Annotated in this window: 27 protein-coding genes; all 27 read right to left on the bottom strand. The window is 43.3% G+C overall.

Going from position 1 to position 16,752, the window contains the following annotated elements; all coding sequences use genetic code 11:
• Positions 1 to 33: 33 nt before the first annotated feature.
• Positions 34 to 486 carry a tail assembly chaperone gene (locus AC6F33_RS07385; RefSeq protein WP_500778055.1) on the bottom strand — a complete coding sequence of 151 codons (453 nt, stop codon included), beginning with the start codon at positions 484 to 486 and terminating at the stop codon, positions 34 to 36.
• A 45-nt stretch (positions 487 to 531) separates the two neighbouring features.
• Positions 532 to 1,275, bottom strand: coding sequence for a phage major tail protein, TP901-1 family (locus tag AC6F33_RS07380; RefSeq protein ID WP_500778054.1), 744 nt, complete (start codon positions 1,273 to 1,275; stop codon positions 532 to 534).
• Between the two features lie 13 nt (positions 1,276 to 1,288).
• Positions 1,289 to 1,714: a DUF3168 domain-containing protein gene (locus tag AC6F33_RS07375; RefSeq protein ID WP_500778053.1), complete on the bottom strand. Its 426-nt coding sequence runs from the start codon at positions 1,712 to 1,714 to the stop codon at positions 1,289 to 1,291.
• Between the two features lie 5 nt (positions 1,715 to 1,719).
• Complete coding sequence (locus tag AC6F33_RS07370; RefSeq protein ID WP_500778052.1) at positions 1,720 to 2,151, bottom strand: HK97-gp10 family putative phage morphogenesis protein; 432 nt, start codon at positions 2,149 to 2,151, stop codon at positions 1,720 to 1,722.
• Complete coding sequence (locus AC6F33_RS07365; protein WP_500778051.1) at positions 2,144 to 2,515, bottom strand: phage head closure protein; 372 nt, start codon at positions 2,513 to 2,515, stop codon at positions 2,144 to 2,146. Before AC6F33_RS07365 ends, AC6F33_RS07370 begins: the two co-directional genes overlap by 8 nt.
• The gene (locus tag AC6F33_RS07360) at positions 2,506 to 2,826 is read right to left on the bottom strand and encodes a phage head-tail connector protein (RefSeq protein WP_500778050.1); all 321 of its coding nucleotides are present in this window, start codon (positions 2,824 to 2,826) and stop codon (positions 2,506 to 2,508) included. The genes AC6F33_RS07365 and AC6F33_RS07360 overlap by 10 nt, the downstream gene beginning before the upstream one ends.
• A 10-nt stretch (positions 2,827 to 2,836) precedes the next feature.
• Complete coding sequence (locus tag AC6F33_RS07355) at positions 2,837 to 3,022, bottom strand: hypothetical protein (protein ID WP_500778049.1); 186 nt, start codon at positions 3,020 to 3,022, stop codon at positions 2,837 to 2,839.
• Between the two features lie 13 nt (positions 3,023 to 3,035).
• Positions 3,036 to 4,076, bottom strand: coding sequence for a major capsid protein (locus tag AC6F33_RS07350; RefSeq protein ID WP_500778048.1), 1,041 nt, complete (start codon positions 4,074 to 4,076; stop codon positions 3,036 to 3,038).
• Between the two features lie 14 nt (positions 4,077 to 4,090).
• A complete protein-coding gene (locus AC6F33_RS07345; protein ID WP_500778047.1) occupies positions 4,091 to 4,468 on the bottom strand; it encodes a hypothetical protein in 378 nt (125 codons plus the stop codon).
• Between the two features lie 14 nt (positions 4,469 to 4,482).
• Positions 4,483 to 5,103, bottom strand: coding sequence for a DUF4355 domain-containing protein (locus AC6F33_RS07340; RefSeq protein ID WP_500778046.1), 621 nt, complete (start codon positions 5,101 to 5,103; stop codon positions 4,483 to 4,485).
• A gap of 87 nt (positions 5,104 to 5,190) precedes the next feature.
• Positions 5,191 to 5,607: a hypothetical protein gene (locus AC6F33_RS07335; RefSeq protein ID WP_500778045.1), complete on the bottom strand. Its 417-nt coding sequence runs from the start codon at positions 5,605 to 5,607 to the stop codon at positions 5,191 to 5,193.
• Between the two features lie 67 nt (positions 5,608 to 5,674).
• Positions 5,675 to 5,827 carry a hypothetical protein gene (locus AC6F33_RS07330; RefSeq protein WP_500778044.1) on the bottom strand — a complete coding sequence of 51 codons (153 nt, stop codon included), beginning with the start codon at positions 5,825 to 5,827 and terminating at the stop codon, positions 5,675 to 5,677.
• Positions 5,828 to 5,849: 22 nt separating this feature from the next.
• On the bottom strand, positions 5,850 to 6,065 hold the full coding sequence (locus tag AC6F33_RS07325) for a hypothetical protein (protein WP_500778043.1): 216 nt from the start codon (positions 6,063 to 6,065) through the stop codon (positions 5,850 to 5,852).
• 2 nt (positions 6,066 to 6,067) lie between these two features.
• The gene (locus AC6F33_RS07320; RefSeq protein ID WP_500778042.1) at positions 6,068 to 6,265 is read right to left on the bottom strand and encodes a hypothetical protein; all 198 of its coding nucleotides are present in this window, start codon (positions 6,263 to 6,265) and stop codon (positions 6,068 to 6,070) included.
• Between the two features lie 72 nt (positions 6,266 to 6,337).
• On the bottom strand, positions 6,338 to 6,478 hold the full coding sequence (locus tag AC6F33_RS07315) for a hypothetical protein (RefSeq protein ID WP_500778041.1): 141 nt from the start codon (positions 6,476 to 6,478) through the stop codon (positions 6,338 to 6,340).
• A gap of 11 nt (positions 6,479 to 6,489) precedes the next feature.
• Complete coding sequence (locus tag AC6F33_RS07310; protein ID WP_500778040.1) at positions 6,490 to 6,720, bottom strand: hypothetical protein; 231 nt, start codon at positions 6,718 to 6,720, stop codon at positions 6,490 to 6,492.
• A complete protein-coding gene (locus AC6F33_RS07305; protein ID WP_500778039.1) occupies positions 6,721 to 9,213 on the bottom strand; it encodes a phage minor head protein in 2,493 nt (830 codons plus the stop codon). It lies immediately after the preceding gene.
• 19 nt (positions 9,214 to 9,232) lie between these two features.
• Positions 9,233 to 9,424, bottom strand: coding sequence for a hypothetical protein (locus tag AC6F33_RS07300; protein WP_500778038.1), 192 nt, complete (start codon positions 9,422 to 9,424; stop codon positions 9,233 to 9,235).
• Positions 9,424 to 10,824 carry a phage portal protein gene (locus tag AC6F33_RS07295; RefSeq protein WP_500778037.1) on the bottom strand — a complete coding sequence of 467 codons (1,401 nt, stop codon included), beginning with the start codon at positions 10,822 to 10,824 and terminating at the stop codon, positions 9,424 to 9,426. The genes AC6F33_RS07300 and AC6F33_RS07295 overlap by 1 nt, the downstream gene beginning before the upstream one ends.
• 9 nt (positions 10,825 to 10,833) lie before the next feature.
• Entirely contained in the window at positions 10,834 to 12,096 is a 1,263-nt protein-coding gene (locus AC6F33_RS07290; protein ID WP_500778036.1) for a PBSX family phage terminase large subunit, read from the bottom strand.
• Positions 12,080 to 13,000 (bottom strand): terminase small subunit, encoded by a 921-nt coding sequence (locus AC6F33_RS07285; protein ID WP_500778035.1) that lies wholly within the window; start codon positions 12,998 to 13,000, stop codon positions 12,080 to 12,082. The genes AC6F33_RS07290 and AC6F33_RS07285 overlap by 17 nt, the downstream gene beginning before the upstream one ends.
• Before the next feature lie 35 nt (positions 13,001 to 13,035).
• The gene (locus tag AC6F33_RS07280; RefSeq protein ID WP_500778034.1) at positions 13,036 to 13,227 is read right to left on the bottom strand and encodes a hypothetical protein; all 192 of its coding nucleotides are present in this window, start codon (positions 13,225 to 13,227) and stop codon (positions 13,036 to 13,038) included.
• Between the two features lie 263 nt (positions 13,228 to 13,490).
• The gene (locus AC6F33_RS07275) at positions 13,491 to 13,949 is read right to left on the bottom strand and encodes an ArpU family phage packaging/lysis transcriptional regulator (protein WP_500778033.1); all 459 of its coding nucleotides are present in this window, start codon (positions 13,947 to 13,949) and stop codon (positions 13,491 to 13,493) included.
• Positions 13,950 to 14,050: 101 nt separating this feature from the next.
• Complete coding sequence (locus AC6F33_RS07270; protein WP_500778032.1) at positions 14,051 to 14,566, bottom strand: hypothetical protein; 516 nt, start codon at positions 14,564 to 14,566, stop codon at positions 14,051 to 14,053.
• The gene (locus tag AC6F33_RS07265) at positions 14,538 to 14,978 is read right to left on the bottom strand and encodes a YopX family protein (protein ID WP_500778031.1); all 441 of its coding nucleotides are present in this window, start codon (positions 14,976 to 14,978) and stop codon (positions 14,538 to 14,540) included. The genes AC6F33_RS07270 and AC6F33_RS07265 overlap by 29 nt, the downstream gene beginning before the upstream one ends.
• The gene (locus AC6F33_RS07260; protein WP_500778030.1) at positions 14,975 to 15,253 is read right to left on the bottom strand and encodes a hypothetical protein; all 279 of its coding nucleotides are present in this window, start codon (positions 15,251 to 15,253) and stop codon (positions 14,975 to 14,977) included. The genes AC6F33_RS07265 and AC6F33_RS07260 overlap by 4 nt, the downstream gene beginning before the upstream one ends.
• Positions 15,254 to 15,373: 120 nt before the next feature.
• Entirely contained in the window at positions 15,374 to 16,750 is a 1,377-nt protein-coding gene (locus AC6F33_RS07255; protein WP_500778143.1) for a DNA cytosine methyltransferase, read from the bottom strand.
• Positions 16,751 to 16,752: the final 2 nt, after the last annotated feature.

Genomic DNA, 16,752 nt, shown 5'->3' with positions numbered 1-16,752 from the left:
GTGCCGCGTCGGAGAAAATCTGTTGATAATCAGTTACGCGAGAAGTTCTTTTCTCTGATCCGTTAACAGTTTCTTGGCCAGTTTCGCTTGCTTCACTTCGGCCTTCTTCTCCTCGTCTACCATTTTGTCGATCACGTTCACGTTTTTCCAATATTCGCGAAGCTGTAGTTTGAAAAAACCCGATTCATCGATCGCCTTGAACGACTCTTTAAAAAGTCGGTCTGTCCCTTCTACTTCAACCACTTCTTCAATGGCATCGTTGATTTCATCACAAATTGGTTGATCTTTTTTCAGATAAGCGAGTGCACAATCCCAAAAAGCCGATAGACCGCGTGTCCGATAGTTCAGCAGATCTTCATAGATTTTTTCAAGACCTGTGTTTCCTTCTTTTTTATCCTTTGGCGCATATTTTTCATTTGCTCTTTTGTCAAAGGCAAAAGCAAGTTTAGCTTCATATTGTTTCTTTCCAATATTTAATGTTGGCATGTTTGTTCCTCCAATAATAAAAAATAGGGGATTTCTCCCCATTCATTAAGCAGTTACTGTTACTTCACAAGTTGCAGTTTTGGTTTGATCGGCGTTAGATTTCACTGTGATCGTAGCCGTTCCAGCAGCTACCGCAGTTACAAGACCGCTGCTAGATACCGTTGCAATAGCCGGAGCACTAGATACATAGGATACTGTCTTGTCTGTAGCATCAGAAGGCGATACGGACGGTGTAAGCTGTTGTGTACCACCGACTGTAAGTGATGCTGTCGTCGGTGCCACAGTTAATCCTGTGACTGCAATTGCTCCTGTCTCTCCTGGAGTTTCAAATGCGTACTGAGCGAGTTCAACAACTTCCGGATCCAAATCCATTTCACCATCTTGAGATTGACCCTGAACCTGAATAGACACATCACATTCTGCAAATCCATCAGACGGGAAACTAGGGTTGAATTCTTCAATCAACACATAGGCAAATGTTGCATCGTGTTTCCCATTAGCATTAGTATCAACGTTGACTTCCCACATTTTCAATTTCTTATGATTTTTCCGCGCATCTTTCAGCAGCTTCTGACCACCGTCTTCAGTAGCCATGAAGAACGTCATATCTGCGCTTTCTTCGTCCTGTGCGTATTCAAGAACACGACCATTTTTTGTTTGTTCATCCGCTAGATCTCCGGCGTAATCGTGTGATCCATCCGTTTGAAATCCGGGAAACAACGCATCAGATCCAACTGGTGCTGATGTGTCTTGAAATAAAAAGATGATTTTTTTACCGCTTACTGGCATATCGTTTACCTCCTCATAAAATCCAATAATTTATTGATAGGATTCCGTGCTTCGACTTCCCATCAATGTCCGTTATTGCGTCCGGCCGTCCCGGAACAAATCGGGCAATAGTAAAGCCACCCTCAAGTGAGAGTGGCGTTTTCAAAGCTTCAAAAATTAAGTTCATCAGGTCATATGTTTCCTTGTGCCCTGCATACCTGCTGTAGGTGTTTAATGTCATGGTGATGTTTTCACCGAACGATGTTTTTGTGTCAAATTCATTGTTAGTTGACAGATCGATTTGCACATAGGGAAACACCGTTGGCTTTGCGTTTCCCATGGCATCAATGTACTCCTGAGGCACATCATCGAAAACGCCGACAACCTTACTCATCAACGGTTGATAGCTTGTTAGTTTCTGAAAAATTGCTTTCTGCAAAGAAAACAAAGCCGTTCTCATAGGCATCACCCCAATTTGTTCATGGCATTTGAAAAGTGCATTGATCCGGACGCAACAGCCTTATCGAAGAAGTGAGTAGCACGCATTCCACGTGTCATCACCCACCTGCCAAGTTCTTCACTGTAGTATACCCATGGTATCTTTTTGGCAGATGATCCACCTGGTCCTGAAGCATACACGCCGGTGCCGAAATTTACGAAAATCGCATATGAAGCGTCCACATGAACAGTAGCCGTCAGTCCATCACTCGAATAGTCCACGTGTATAGAATCTCTCAAGTGGCTAGTATCAACCGGAGCATTTGCTTTGGCATTGGAAACTATTAATTCAGCTGTCTCAGCGACAATCCGTTTGACATCTTTGATGACCATCTTTTCATAGTCCTTAATCGCCAATTCAAAGCCTTTATCTCCATATGTGACACGTCCTTCAGCCATTCAACTCATCCCCAGTCACTTGGATAAGCATTTTCTCATGCTGCCCACCTTGGTCAAGGGGTCGTGTCTTGATTGCGACAACGGACCCATCTTCAAGCAAAACACGCATGTTTGGTTTAATGTCTGTCCGGTACGGAAAATAGATTTCTTTCTGAATTGGATTGACTGTCTGGCCAGCCTGCTGACTTTCCGAACTAGAAATGTCTGTAACGAGCGCCGGATAAGTGCCGGGATCACCGTCAATATTCGTCCATCCACCATCAATCCAACCGCCGGCACCGTCTGACACGAGTCCCTGCTTTTGAAAAATGATCTTGTGTGGGAACTCGTCATATGGGCTGAAATTCATCCGGTTCATAAGCATCGGAATCGCACCTTTTTATACGGTTTCAGAAGCTTCACTACGCTGTCCGGAAGTTCCGTGTTAAAAGAATACGAGACATTGCCTAAAGACCGTGATTTAAGCCGAGAATCGCCCATATCGAATTCCAAAGCCTTAGCCAAGTAACGAATGATTCCCGATGGTAGATTGCTTATGTCAAATGTGTTGTTGCACTGTTCCTGAACATCATCGACAATCAGCGGAATCATGGTATTTAGATAGTCATCTTTCGTATTGCCTGTGATGCCGATCATGACTTTTATTTTATCGAGCAGTTCGGAAGGCACGGCCATGCTGACCACCTCACTCAATTACTTTTTGTTTTTCGTAGTCCTCGACAAGATCAATATCGACCAGTGCCGATTCGCCTTTCTTGTATCGCTTGCCATTGCCACATTTCACATTTTTAGTGAATGTGACCTTTTTACGCTTCGGCTTACTTTCTTCCGGAGCAGTTTGCTCCGTTTCTGTTTTAACTTCTTCAGCCATGGTAAAAACCTCCTTAAGCTACAGTAGCCGCAAAAATCTGGTCGATCGTTTCAAAGGATGGGAGCACGATCTCCGAAACCTTAGTTATTTTGTTCACCGGATCTGCTTCATCAAAAGTTGTGATTGCTACACCAGTGTTCACGATACGTACCTGTGCCGATGTTGATCCTGATAAGAGGTCAGCTTCTTCTGGGGTTGATCCATAGTATGTTCCACCAAGATTACCGGCCGGGATCAGTGAAATTACATCGTCCGGGAAGAAGTTCTTTTTCGCGCCTGCTTCATCGATGAATTTGTTGTTATACACCGCGAATGTCATGGTGAGTTTGTTCGACAGATATTGCTGTAGCATACTGTTCGTCACAATGATGTTCTGACCACCGATCGGATTCATATCCAAGCGAATGCTTTTGTTCGCCATCAGATAGCCCCATGTTTTCCGGGATACGATCGCACGAGCCGGACGCACACCAGTATCATCTTCAATCGTATCTTGCCAAGCAATGATGTCTTGGATCGGTGTAGAGTTTTCAGTGTCGCTCCATCTAGCGGTGTCGGTCAGCGTTTCTTTGTGTTCGTCCGACATTTTGTAGTCGTAATCAAGGGCTTGTCCGTTTGCCGAGATGGCAATTTTACCAGTAGACAGAAGCTGCATGATCATGCGTTCCGGCTGTACATTGGCACCTTTGACGAGGTTACCTGCATCATCAAAAATTTGTGTGATGATTGCGTTGACTGCCGGACTGTTTTGATTCTGTGCGAACTTCAGCAGTTCTTGGCGCAGACGCTCCTTGACGGTCATGGATTCTTTGAAGAATGGCATTTCCGTCTGAATTTCAGACAGTCCAATGCGGTCGCGAACTGTTGCCTTTGCATCAAAAGCGGACGGTTTCAGCGCAATCGGTAGACCTGATGCGCCTTTAATCCAGCTGAGATCCAATCCAAGCTGTTTTTTAGCCGGAAATAGTGTTGCTCCGAGATAGGGTACTTGTGGTTGAGATTCGACGTATGCGCCGATGTCATTTGCATTGACAAGATCAAAAATACTAGCCATTTGTCATTTCCTCCTTATGCGATAAACGCAATCTGTTTTAGTGCTGCGATTTCTTCTCCGGTTGGCGCGACTGGCAGTTTAGCTTTGTCGATAAAGCCATGAATGACGGCTGCACCGGATGCCGGTCCGTAAGTCACATCAACATCAGTCAGCAGGACGCCTTCTGCGTTGGATACAAGCGGAGCACCAGTTGACGTTGCCTTCACTGCCTTTGCGGTGGAATCTTCCAGAAACCCTCCGCCGACGATCGTGCCTGCCGGAACAATCTTCTTGCCGTCCGTGTTTGCTGTAATCCCTGCATCATCCACCATTACCGAAATGGCAACATAATGATCAGGAAATTTGAGAATTTCTTTTGTGTTCGTGTAGTCTGTCTGAACAAATTTGCTCATCCTGTTAAACCTCCTTATTGTTCACCGAAATAGTTTTTCTGTGCTTGCTGTAGTTGCTCATTGTTCTGCTTGTTCTGTTCAGCCAACTTCTTGCCGAACTCGCCTTCCTTACCACTGCCACCACCATGGTTCACGTGTCGTCCACTTGCTTGAAACTTAGCATCTATGCCTGCTTGAACAGCCGTGTTGAACGTTTCTTCCAGCTTGCCAAGGTTCGCCGTGGTTGTTTCCTCGTCATCACCAATGAAGAAGTCTAGAACGCCCTTAGGCAAGCCTTTTTCATCTGCTACCTTCAATGCCGAATTGACGAGTTTCTCACGTGTGCGCGCCTTCTCGGCGTCCTCAACCTGTTTCCGCAGCTTCTCGATTTCAATCTGCTCTGGAGACTTGCCCGGATTGCGCTTTTTGACTTCTTCTTCAATCAGCGAGTTGAGGTTGTTGTTCTTCCAACTTTCCAATCCCTTGCTCAGATGCTTGTCCTTTACCGAATCGAGCCATGATTTGCCCTGTGGGTCGGTTGTGGCAAATTGCTGTACCCTATCCACGCTTAACGGATTAAGCCCAGATACGAACGCTTTCACGGATTCATCATCTTTATTTTCAGCAAGGAACTGTTTGATTTCTTCAATAGTCATTTTCTTATCCTCCTATGCCCACCTAACAATTTCTCCCTAGATACGCAAATTTAATAAGCCTTTTAACGTCATGCTTGGGACGAGTAATTAATCAGGATCTTTAGACCATTCTTTTGCGCTTTCTAAAAATTGCTTATCTTCATCAGTAACTTTCCGATCAACGTCAACCAACGCTTTAGCGATTGATTCAATGGATTGCTCAATTGCCATGTAATGTTCATCATCATCAAATGGAGCAAAGTGAAGATGCAATAGTTCATGCACTAGGCATTCTTCCATGTCCTGAACCAATATCGTATGAGTGAAGTCATCAGGATCAAGAATCTTTATTCTTGCTGTTTTCGATTCCTCCACCCATTCACATTCACCTTGGTGATTAGAATCAGAAAATCTGCTTAGGCGATAGATATGTGCATCAATTGTCCAATCTCGCAGTCTCAATTTATCCTTCCAGTACTTTAACTTTTCCTGCAATTGTTCTTCACTTAGAATGACTTCGACCATCAAAGCACCTTCTTTGACATAAAAAATAAGCCTTAACGTAGGCTCGTACGAGACTATGGATCACCTTTTAACCTTTCCGGCATATCGCCTTATCGAGTGTTTCAATCTGATTAGCGTTAAGACAAAGAATATCAGCAATTCTTCGATTTATTGTTAAAGCGACAGTATTCAGTTTCCCAACACGTGAGATAATGCTGTACCCGATTTCGGCTTTCAACAAGTGATCCACCTCCTAAAATAAATTATGATTCATCGTAAATTTCACACATGTATTTCTTCGCCAATTCAAGCATTCCAAGCTGTTCGTGCAATGGGATTGTTGACCACCCAACATCAAACTTGCCTGTTTTGCGATCACGAATGATTACAATAGCATCACTGTAATTCTCTGCACCATCAAGAAAGTTTTCTAGTACATCCTTTGGTGTGTCGCACATCTTATGGATCTTAGCCATCATAATCACTTCTTATTGACTTTTTTAGTTGCGTAATGTTCACCAATCGCTGTACCGATAAAAGCAGCAGGGATACATAAAATAGCCGAAATAACGGAAATGATAATTGTATTAGCCATTACGATCACCTGCGAAATAATAAGATCTTCTTTTAATCCTTCTTTTAATCCTTCTTTCAATCCTTTTGCAAAGGCTTTCCCCATTTTGTCTACCACTGGTGAGTGAAACATTATGAATTCCCAATAGCCGAGCTACCGCATGTTTAAATCTTTTCATCACACATCTCTCCTCACAATTCCCTTTGTCTCCTTGACCAACTTATCGCCATCAAAGACGCGGCGAATCACGTAATAGGCTTGTTCTTCCGTTACCACAGTTTTTCCGTCAATCGAAAGATAAATGGTTTCTGTTCTCACTGTTATCACCCTCAATACAATCTGTTTTCATAATCATCTGGGACTGTAACGGGCTTGTCCTGCCTTATTCGATCGTCGATAAAATCAGATAAACGTGTTGCCCCATCCAGCGAAAAATCATAACCATTTCCTGAAGTCATGTTTTTGTACTCATAAATTGGGAAAATAGAGCCAAAATGATTTTCATAATTGCTGACAGCCTTATCTATGATTTCCCATGCACCATCTTCGGAACTGAACACTTAATCACCCACTTTCAACATATCGTCAACGATAGTTTCCCATGTTTTTATAGCATTTGGAAATATTTCGGTAAGTAAATCATAAGCTTCATCATTTGCCGCTCTCGATTCTAAAATTTCCGCAAAAAATTCAGCCTCAGCATTTCCTTTCTTTTTATAATACGATTTACCGTGACCGGCACCGAATGGAAACGATTTTAAAGTGAAAGGTGTTGCTTCGTATATGTCTGATAGTGAAGCCGTTTGTTTATTTGACTGACCATATTTTCCAACGATATACTTTTCAAATGATTCAAAATTGGCTTTGCTTGTTTTGTATATTTCCTCTCTTAATTCATCATATTTTTGCTTTTCAGCTTTTTTTCGTGGCCTTTTGCCTATATCCTCGAACATAGGCAAATACTCGCCATTCACATGCTTCCATAGATCGCGTTGAATTGTTTCTTTTAATTTATATTTAGGCATTGCAGAAACATGAGTAATGTATTCGTCTACTTCGACCGTCTTCCTACCTAATTTAGCTTTTACTATGTTGCCAGTAGCATAGACGTTTTTTCCGGTTACCGCTTTTAAAGATACACTATCAAAAGCGTGAGCTATTTCATGATAAACTACTTCAAGCGGTTGTTCTAATTGTGATCCATCAAAGTTTTTTTGTTCTAATTGAACCGATGAAAAATATGCATTAGCATCCCCATTTTTCAACTGCTTAAAGTCTACATGATCCCCGTATTTTTCATACAAAGACCGCAGGCGATCATCTTTCAAACTGTTCAGATGTTCAGCAAACTTATTGTAGTTGTCTTCCCCTACTTTTTCTTTCATGTCTGTCTTGGCAATGCTGATGTCAGCGAGTAATTTAGGCTTTTCATCCTCATTGTCATTGCCTAAATCATGACCACTCTTAATACCATACTTTTTCAAAACTGAGTAGCGCTCAGGGAAAAACATTTCAACCGTTCGCCGTTCGATACTGTCCGGGCTCCAGTGATACATGATCGTCTCGGCTATATCTTCATAGATGTCCGTTTTCGCATAGTCTGTGATGCGTGCTTTTTCTTTCTTCGCCGCTTTCTTCCAGTCCTTTAAGAACTGTTCTCCTAACGTCTCCTGCAGCGCGTGAGCCGTCTCATGCCGAACGATTCCGGCTAATGTTTTGTCTCGAGTATCCTTGTTCAGCCAATCATTGCGGTACATTTCGATATCTTTGGTCTCGAGATCATATCCGCCGGCAGCGTTGTTAAACACTGTATCGCCTTCTTGATCGTACATGTCAAGTAAGCGAATTTTCTTGATCACGCCTTGATGCTCTTTTGGAACTTGATTGATGTACTCTTTCACATCATCAACACTCAGCGTTTGAAGGCTGGTATCCAAGTCAACTGGCTGAATGATCGGAATGCCGGAAGAATTATCAATCACAGCCGCGCGTTCGGATCCGTCCGGCATCTTCATTGTCGGGCCATCTTGTTTCGGCGCCGCTTTCTTCTTTCCGGTTAGCCACTCATCATATGGCTTAAAAGGAATGGTTACATTTGGCGCTTTAATTTCCTTTTTTGCCTGCTTCTCAGCCTGTTTGGCTGTCATTCCGTCTTCCATATACTTATCTATCCGGTCAGCTAGTTTCTGCTGATAGGCAGCGTCTTGGTAGTCTCTCGCATTACGCGTATCTGGTAGTTTGCCATTCACCTTCATAATCACCGTACAACGGCAGCGGCAATCTTGACTCGCCACACCCCACAAATGTGGTCCTTTGGCTTTCAACCCATGAATATGGAAATAGCCTTTCTCATCTGCTTCCTGTCCATCCAATTTACGGTGATCGGGACGTGTTCTCATATCCAAGGTAGAAAGCCATACAGGAACTAAATTAGCATGTTTCTTCGCCTGTTCTGCGCTGTCTAAGCGAGCCTGAGTCTGCACCCGACCACCTTCCGTGACAGCCACATTGCGAGCCTTTGCCTTGCTGAATCCAACTGCCTTTTGAATACGAGTTGCCATCTGCGCGTAGCTTTCTCCTGCTATCAGGCTTTGTGATATTTCTAAGCTAATGCGATTCACGATGTCATTCCGGTGGCTGTTCATCAGTGATGGAAGTGTCAACTTTGGAATGGGATTCTGCACAGCTGCTTGGATAACGGACAATGACGGAATGGAAGCGGACATAGCCGACTGTGCAGCCAGTTCATACAGGTAGGACGATTTCATGAAATCCTGCAGGTAGATGTTCTCCATCATGCCTTGCAAGCCAGTGAGCAGGTATTGATATTGCTCCGTCATCTGCGACGCAATCAGCGACATTTCCTGTTGGAACCGGCTGTACTTGTTCATATCCGTCCAGGTAAGTTGTCCATCACCATTCGAATACTTCTGATACATGTTCGCGACTTGATTTAGAATTGTTTTGAGACGTGCGGCGAATGTTTTATCAATGTCGCTTTCAGCATTCTGAATTAGTTTGTCTAATTCTGTGTCAATACTTTGTTGATCCACCGCCACACGCCTCCTTTCATCAAATCAAATTAGAATCATGTAATGTTGCATAAAGATTGGTATATTCATTCAGGTATGAAGCCGTATCATCGGCAGGAATCTCTTTTTCTAGTTCATAGCAGATGTGTTCATTTAGCTTTTTCAACAGTGCAAATGCTTCATTACGTGATTCGCCAAATCGTTCATCAGCGGTCATTAGTTTACCGTCCATCACGTTTCACCTTCCTCGTTTTGACTTGGCTGATTGTTCACCGGTGGCATATTCGCCGCGTATTCGTCTTTCTCTTTCTGCATTTGTTCCAATTCGGCTTCCGGATCCGTAATAAATGGCAATAAAGAAAGCCGAGTTTTCTCACTCACGCGGCCTTGCAATTGTGCTGTTGCCTGTGCATCGGAAAGAATATCCGGCGGCAGGTTCCGTGTAAATTGGAAACTAACCTTCAAATAATCATCTGCTCCGCATAGTCCCTTAACCGCCCATGCCGAACATAACACCTTGAATTGATAGCGCAGCGCAGAGGTAAACTTTCGTTCTGCTGTCGTACACTTGTTTTCCAGTGCAAGAATCTTGAATTTAAGGCTCACACCACTTTGGTTTCCGGCAAACTCTTCATCCCCAAAGTTTACCGACTTGGCAAAGCGTAAAATATTCTGCTCAAGCCTGTCTAGGTGATGCTCGATCAGATCATCGTTGACATCTTTAGTCAAATACTTGATGTCCTCATCGTTTCCGAGAAGTTCGAAAACGCCGCTTTCTTTCACTTTAGCTAGTGTCTCATCATCCATGCCAATGCCTTTCAACACAAGATAAGCGAGCCTGTATTGCTCAATTTCGTTGTTGGCATCGGACAATGTGCGGTCATACGCGTCAATAAGACTCAGCACACGTTCAGCATCGCCCATCAGTTCCTTATTGTTCGGAATACCAATCAGCGGCACATATTGAAACATGTGCGCTCTGACAGCCCCTTTTCCATCCGAGTCATACGGTGCAAGTTGACCGCTGATGTTGGAGAAGAAATAAACGTTCTCGCCATCGTAGAATTCCCGATAGGAATAGCCGTCTAAATCGTAATAATAGAGTGCATATTCCGGCTGTGTCATATCGTGACCAATGAAGATCACATGCCACGGATCCAAGCACTCAATGCTTGGCTGTCCATCAGCATCGATGTAGGCAAGCCGCGCACCATATCCGCAGATCGTTGCCATCTTTCCACATTCGGCGTCTTGATCTTCGGTATTGCCACGAAGTAAGAAGTTCCGAATTTCCTCTTTCCATGCGTCAGAACCCTCTGCGACGCTGTATGAAATCGGATGACCGTACATGTAGCCGACTTTCGTATCCACAATATCGGAGTCGAAACTATTATTCAGCTTGTTATTAACTTTGTTGTCAAGTCTCCACACGCCCTTCGTGTCGTCTGCTTTGTAGTCGGCGGGCAATCGGTCGAAAATAGGAACTCCGTCATCGTGTGCGGCCTTGTAGCGCCTGTAAAGCCGTTCCATTCGCTTATGGTCTTTGCTGTGATCGCTGATAAGCGATTCGATCAGCTCCACGGTCACACCTTGTTCTCTGATTTTCGGGATATATTTCAAAAATCCGTCCATGTTCTCACCTCACTTTCTTACACGAAAATAGGATCGCAGGCAATATGCCTGTGCATCCATCGCGTGGTTGTTTTCATCCAGCGGTAAATCCTGTTTTGCCTTCGGGTCATCCGGTTCCGGATAGGCATAGGTTAATAATTCATTAATCGTGTTCTTACAATCTTCGTTGATTAAAATTCGGTCATTTTTAAACATCGTCATGCAGGTGTTAATTCCAGCATTGATGCCCTTTGCCCCGGCTTTCGCTCGCAAGCCTTCTTTTTTCAGATCAATAATCCGGTCAGTTTCTGCTGAATCACAAAAAATGACCTTGATTTTTTTACCAAGGTCATCTTCTTGCATCTTAAACCACCGAACTAAGTCCTGTGTTTGTTGATGCGTTTTATAAAATTCAGCAACTTCAATCGCTTTGTGATCGCGCGTCAATCCATAAATTAAGCCGACCATCGGGGACGTGATGCCCCAGTCAACACCAGCTATATAACTATGAAAGTCATTATTTTTAATCATGTTTCGGATTGTTTCGCGACTTTTGACGTGCTTTTTCTCGTCAAACATGTCATAGACAATCCCAGTCGCCGCTACCCATTGACCCAGAATAAAGCGTCGATAGAATACACCAGAATACTGTCTGGCCAATCGATCTTTGACATTTTGAGAAAGTGATAGATTATCGTCCATCGTGAAATGAAGGACAACCACATTGCGTTCACTTTTTTTGTCGATAATATCCGTCTTAATCCAATGTTTCGGCGGCCCCGGGTTACAGTTGAAAAAGTATTTTGCTCCATCTATGGAACATCTTGCAGTTACCTGATTGACAAAACTTTTCGGCATCAGTACCGCTTCATCGAGATAAGCGCCTGCCGCTGTAAGCCCCTGTACAACGTCCTGTGATCGTTCATTATTGCCACCGAATAAATAGTAGGTATTGCTTCCAATTACAATATGGCGTTCATCTGCTGCTCTTACATATCGGAATGGAATACCCTTTGCATTCAGAATCTGAAACATGGGTTCCAAGACATTTCGTGTCAACGCCGCAACGGTCTTTCCACCGACAATAAAGGATTGTCCTTCAAAGCTTGCTTGGCTCCATGTGATGAACGAATCAATCATAGAGAGTGTTTTGCCGGAACGGATGGTTCCTTCGGCTATGATGCCATCACATGTATGAACTGGAGATTCTGGCATCCACCATGTGAGAAGCTGCAGCTGTTTTCGGGAGAATGGTTTGAAATGGAATATATTCTTATTATTCATCGCCATCATCCCACACCTCCGATGCTTTGCCTTTCAGTGCTTCAAGATAAGGCTGAATGTCCGGTTTATCCGGTTCAGCATCTTTACGCTTGATCTCCGACTTAATGCCTTCTATGCGAGCCTGCATGAGTTCGATACTTTTATCCTTCGATGTATCTGGAATAGCATTGAAATACTTCTCAAGCTTGTCCAGTGCCTTCATGCGATCTTCAAGCTTGATTGACACGCCATCTTTGCCTTGTTTGGCTTCTGCGATGATGGTGCCATCTACATAATCCGATTCATTAAAATCTACATAGTTGACATCCTTCATCACGGCCTTTCCTGACTTTTTATCTATCAACGGCCCAAATTGCGTCATGACCGGCACCAGCTTTTTACCGAATCGGACATAATCAGTAATATCTGCAAAAGCGATTTTGATGTACTTGTTGACGATATCAACCGCATCCACAAATATTTCCTGCTGAATCTGTTCTTTCAGATAGTGCAAGTAGGCCGCGACCTTATCATTTTTTAACAACCGGCAGCCTTCCACATGCGCGCTTGCTGGTGAATATCCAGCTTTTATTGCCGCATTGGTTGCATTGAACGTTTTGATATAATGCAAGCAAAAAAGCCTTTGTTTATCGTTTAATGGATCCGATAACTCAAAAGGCCCTGCCCGTTCTTCACTATCATTTTGTTCCTCGTGCTGTTCTTCTTTTTGATTGTTGTCATTGCGTTGTACAACTTTCGTTTTCTTTTTTCTTGTTTGTTGTACAACATTCCATTTATCACGCTGTTTCCACACAGCCACTTTCTTTTCATCTACGTCTAACTGCTTTGCTATCTCTCGGTTCGTGATCTCGCCTTTATGCTCTTTCCACATCTCAAAAGCTTCATCACGCCGTGGATCTCTTTTTCTTGGCATTACATGTCACCACACCTCCATGATCGGATTGATGATTATTTCAAGTTGTTCACGCCAACATTAAAATAGATATTCAGTGCTGTACCAACGATCATCAGTAAAATTCCAATTACAATAAGTGTCAGCTTCAACCATATTTCAAGTTGAACAGTCAAAGGAGCAAGTATTAATGCTGTCCCTAACGGAATCAAGACTATTGATATCATGAACACAATTAATAGTGTCATTTTCTTTTCTGTCCGCCTTCCATCCATTCTTCTTCACACATCTCAAAAACGGGCACAGTCCTTCCCGATCCAACCATATGCATCCTTTACAGCCTTCATCAGGATCTTTAATTTTCATGCCGCGCCCTCCTTTGTGCATAATAAAAGGACACCCGAATAGGTGCCCTCATCCGTTCATATTTTTATCTACTACCATCATAACAGGTTTTTCTTGCCATTAAGGCTCAACTTGAGACCATAAACGGTTCAAAAAAGTGTCATTTTCACGCGTATTCCCTCACTTCCTGATATTCTTCCATCTTCAGTGACACAGCCATCTTCACAAGGATAATTTTTTTCTTTCTTTTGTACGTCGATGCACTCATGCCCAAATTGATGTACGTCATCTTATCGTTCCAGTCGGTCGGCGCCATATATCGCGCGATAATCAATTCTTGTTCCTCCGGATACAGTTGGCTTTTCGCGTATTCTACCTTTTCGATTATTGCCTTACTGCGCGCCCTCTCGTCAACATTATGAGTTGCACAGCTTTCCGTATCAGAATGAAATCCATTCGTGTAGGACGGCGGTGTTAGACTCCAAGCCACGGTTATTTTGGGCTGTCTTATGTCTGGTTCCCTTAATCTCATCCATTGGTACTTTTCGAGCAGGGATTCCATTTTATTCTTTGTCTTTTTTATATCTATCTCTGGGAATAGTTCATAAGCGGTTATCAGTTTCATGGTTATCCCTCCACTATGGTAAGATAGTTGTATCAGCTATGGTCGGAGGGATCCGATCTTTTTTTATTTGTCCTGTATGCCATAACGCTCTTTCAACACATCTATTCGCTCCACGGTACCGTTGACCAGTCACAATGATAAATTTCCGCTATCTTTTTTATTGAATAACCAGAATCTAAATACGTTGAAAGTTCGTCGATAGGAATTTCTACTCTTTTTTTCATTTTCATGCCGACTCGTTTATGATTTGCCTGCCCTATTTTCCGTTTGTGATCTTCGGAAAAAGATCGACCTTTCATATGGATTCTGTTGTGAGCATTGTTGATCATCACTGATAAGTTTTCTTTACGATCATCCAATTTGTTTTCGTTTATGTGATGTACAGATGCTTGAAATGGTAAATTAATTTGTAACCAATATTCCATTAGTAACCTGTGAATGTGTATTTTATTGCCATCAACAGTAACTGCTGCGTAATATCCGAAAAGAAAAATATGTTTTACCGAAACTACTGGCTTTGTTTGTTTCCATAAGATTGCTTGCTCTAAATCCTTGTAATCGACGAGGCAATCACAGTCGTTGATGAATTTAATTTTTCTTTGTTTTTTGACCGTCAAGTAAATCGCCATCCTCCCATATGTTTCCGACGACTTCAAAATTATCCGGATCATGTCCAAACATTTTGGCGATACTCCATATACCGACTTTTTCTTGCCAATAAACTTTCTGTAATTTAGTTGGCTGCTCCCTAAATAAGTAAGTGCCATGTGATCTGTCTGGTGTTTTAACAATGTCACCTTCGTATATGTCCCTTCCGTTCTTATCGTGAAGGCCGGTGTACTGCATTAGTTCACACGATTCTAAGTCGCCAAGTAATTTGTCATATTCCGCAGTGAATGCTCGATTATGGTAAGTGATAACCCCTCTTGTTGCGATTAAAGCCGTGCCATGTTCCCAGTCAACAGACGCCACACGGCACATTTTGGGGTACTTGTTATCCCACGCCCGAAACTTAATCTCTCTTGTCATCCCCAAATCCCCTTCTCTCGTGGCCGTATTCTGCTTTTATCAGCCAAATCAAGGATAAGTACCGCTATATCGTTTTGACGTCTCTTAAAGTGTCCTGACAGCCTCATAAGCGATGCTCCGGAGTTCCACAGGTTGATAAACTCCTTAACCTCGTCTTCGCTCCACTGATAATCAAATTGCTCGCCTGCAATGTAGGTTTCGCCACGTTCTCGCGGCATCCACTGTTTAATGAGCCGTGATTCGGTTATGTTGTTGAACGGTTCTGCCATTGCCATGCTCCACACTCTCCCTAACCGTTTTTTCAAGATTCTGATACCATTCCGCATCGTTGCACTCGACCATTTCCCCATGCCCAGTTATTCGGATGACACCAGGCATGATTGTTTGGGCTTGATTCATGCTTCCACCGCCCACTGATACTTTTTAACACACAGTTCCGGCATGTTTGCTCTTACCAATGCTTCAACAAACTGTGGGGGAACTGCATTTCCACACCGCGCTACTTGCTTTGTCTTTGGATAAGTTTTTCCTGTATAATCATGGTCGATGATGTAGTTGTGTGGGAATCCCTGTGCATCGAATAACTCGCGCGGTTGAAGCATCCGCATGCCTACGTCAATGATTTTGTACGGCTCTCCATATAGCTGAACAAGTCCAAACCGATCATGTGACGTCACTGTACCTAATGGATCTGTTATGCTTTGCCCGATGCTCTGGCCGTAATACTTGACCAGAAACGCTTGTACGGCTCCGATATGCTGTGCTCTCGCTGTTATGGTTGGCATTGGTTGCCTAACATCAGAGCCAATCCCTGTTTTGTAAAACTTGGTCAAAAATGCACAGGTCAGCGCATATCGATTTGATGTGTCTACGGTCAGCAGTGGCCTATCCAGCGCCTGCCCCCGCGCTTCACTGTCGTAGCTGTGATATTGACTTATAAAAGACGCCATTACTCGATCATTTTTGACGACATAAGGATTTGGATTATCTGCGATAAATTTTTCAATTCCTTTTGCAATCCGCACCATCGTGTTTTTAACCAACGGCTTTTTACGTTTAAAAATGCTTTTGCAAGGGACTGACCAGTCTATGACCTCCGCTGCTGTTCTCCATGGCTTTTTCAATCCGACCTGAACCGTTAATTCGTTTGGATCTGCGTGTGTCGCTTCTGGCCATGTGATCGGCTTGCCATCGCATCGTGCAATTAAGAAAAATCGTTTCCGGCTGGTTGGTGCCCCATAATCGCATGCCCTCAACTCTCTATAATCAACTTGGTAGCCAAGTGATTTGAGTGCTTTGGTAAATGAGTGGAAGGTCATGCCTTTTTTCGATGGATCGGGAACCCATTGCTTTTTAGAATCAAGCATCAACGGTCCCCAGGTCTTGAATTCCTCCACATTTTCAAGCATGATGACACGTGGCCGAACTGAAATTGCCCATCTAATTCCGATCCATGCTAGTCCACGTATGTTTTTACTGACGGGTTTACCACCCTTTGCCTTAGAGAAATGTTTGCAATCTGGCGACAGCCAGCACAATCCGACTTTGCGCCCTTCACAGGCTTTTTTGGGATCGATATCCCACACCGATTCGCAATAGTGCTTGGTTTCATGGTGATTAGCTTTGTGCATTGCAATGGCATCTGGATCGTGATTGATGGCTATATCTACGTTCAAACCTGTTGCCATTTCTATGCCTGTGCTTGCACCCCCTCCGCCGGCGAAATTGTCTACTATAATTTCACGAAATATATCAAGCTGTTTTACATTCATCA

Source organism: Sporolactobacillus sp. BBK16-2, assembly GCF_059878335.1.
This window is presented reverse-complemented; position numbering and strand designations above follow the sequence as displayed.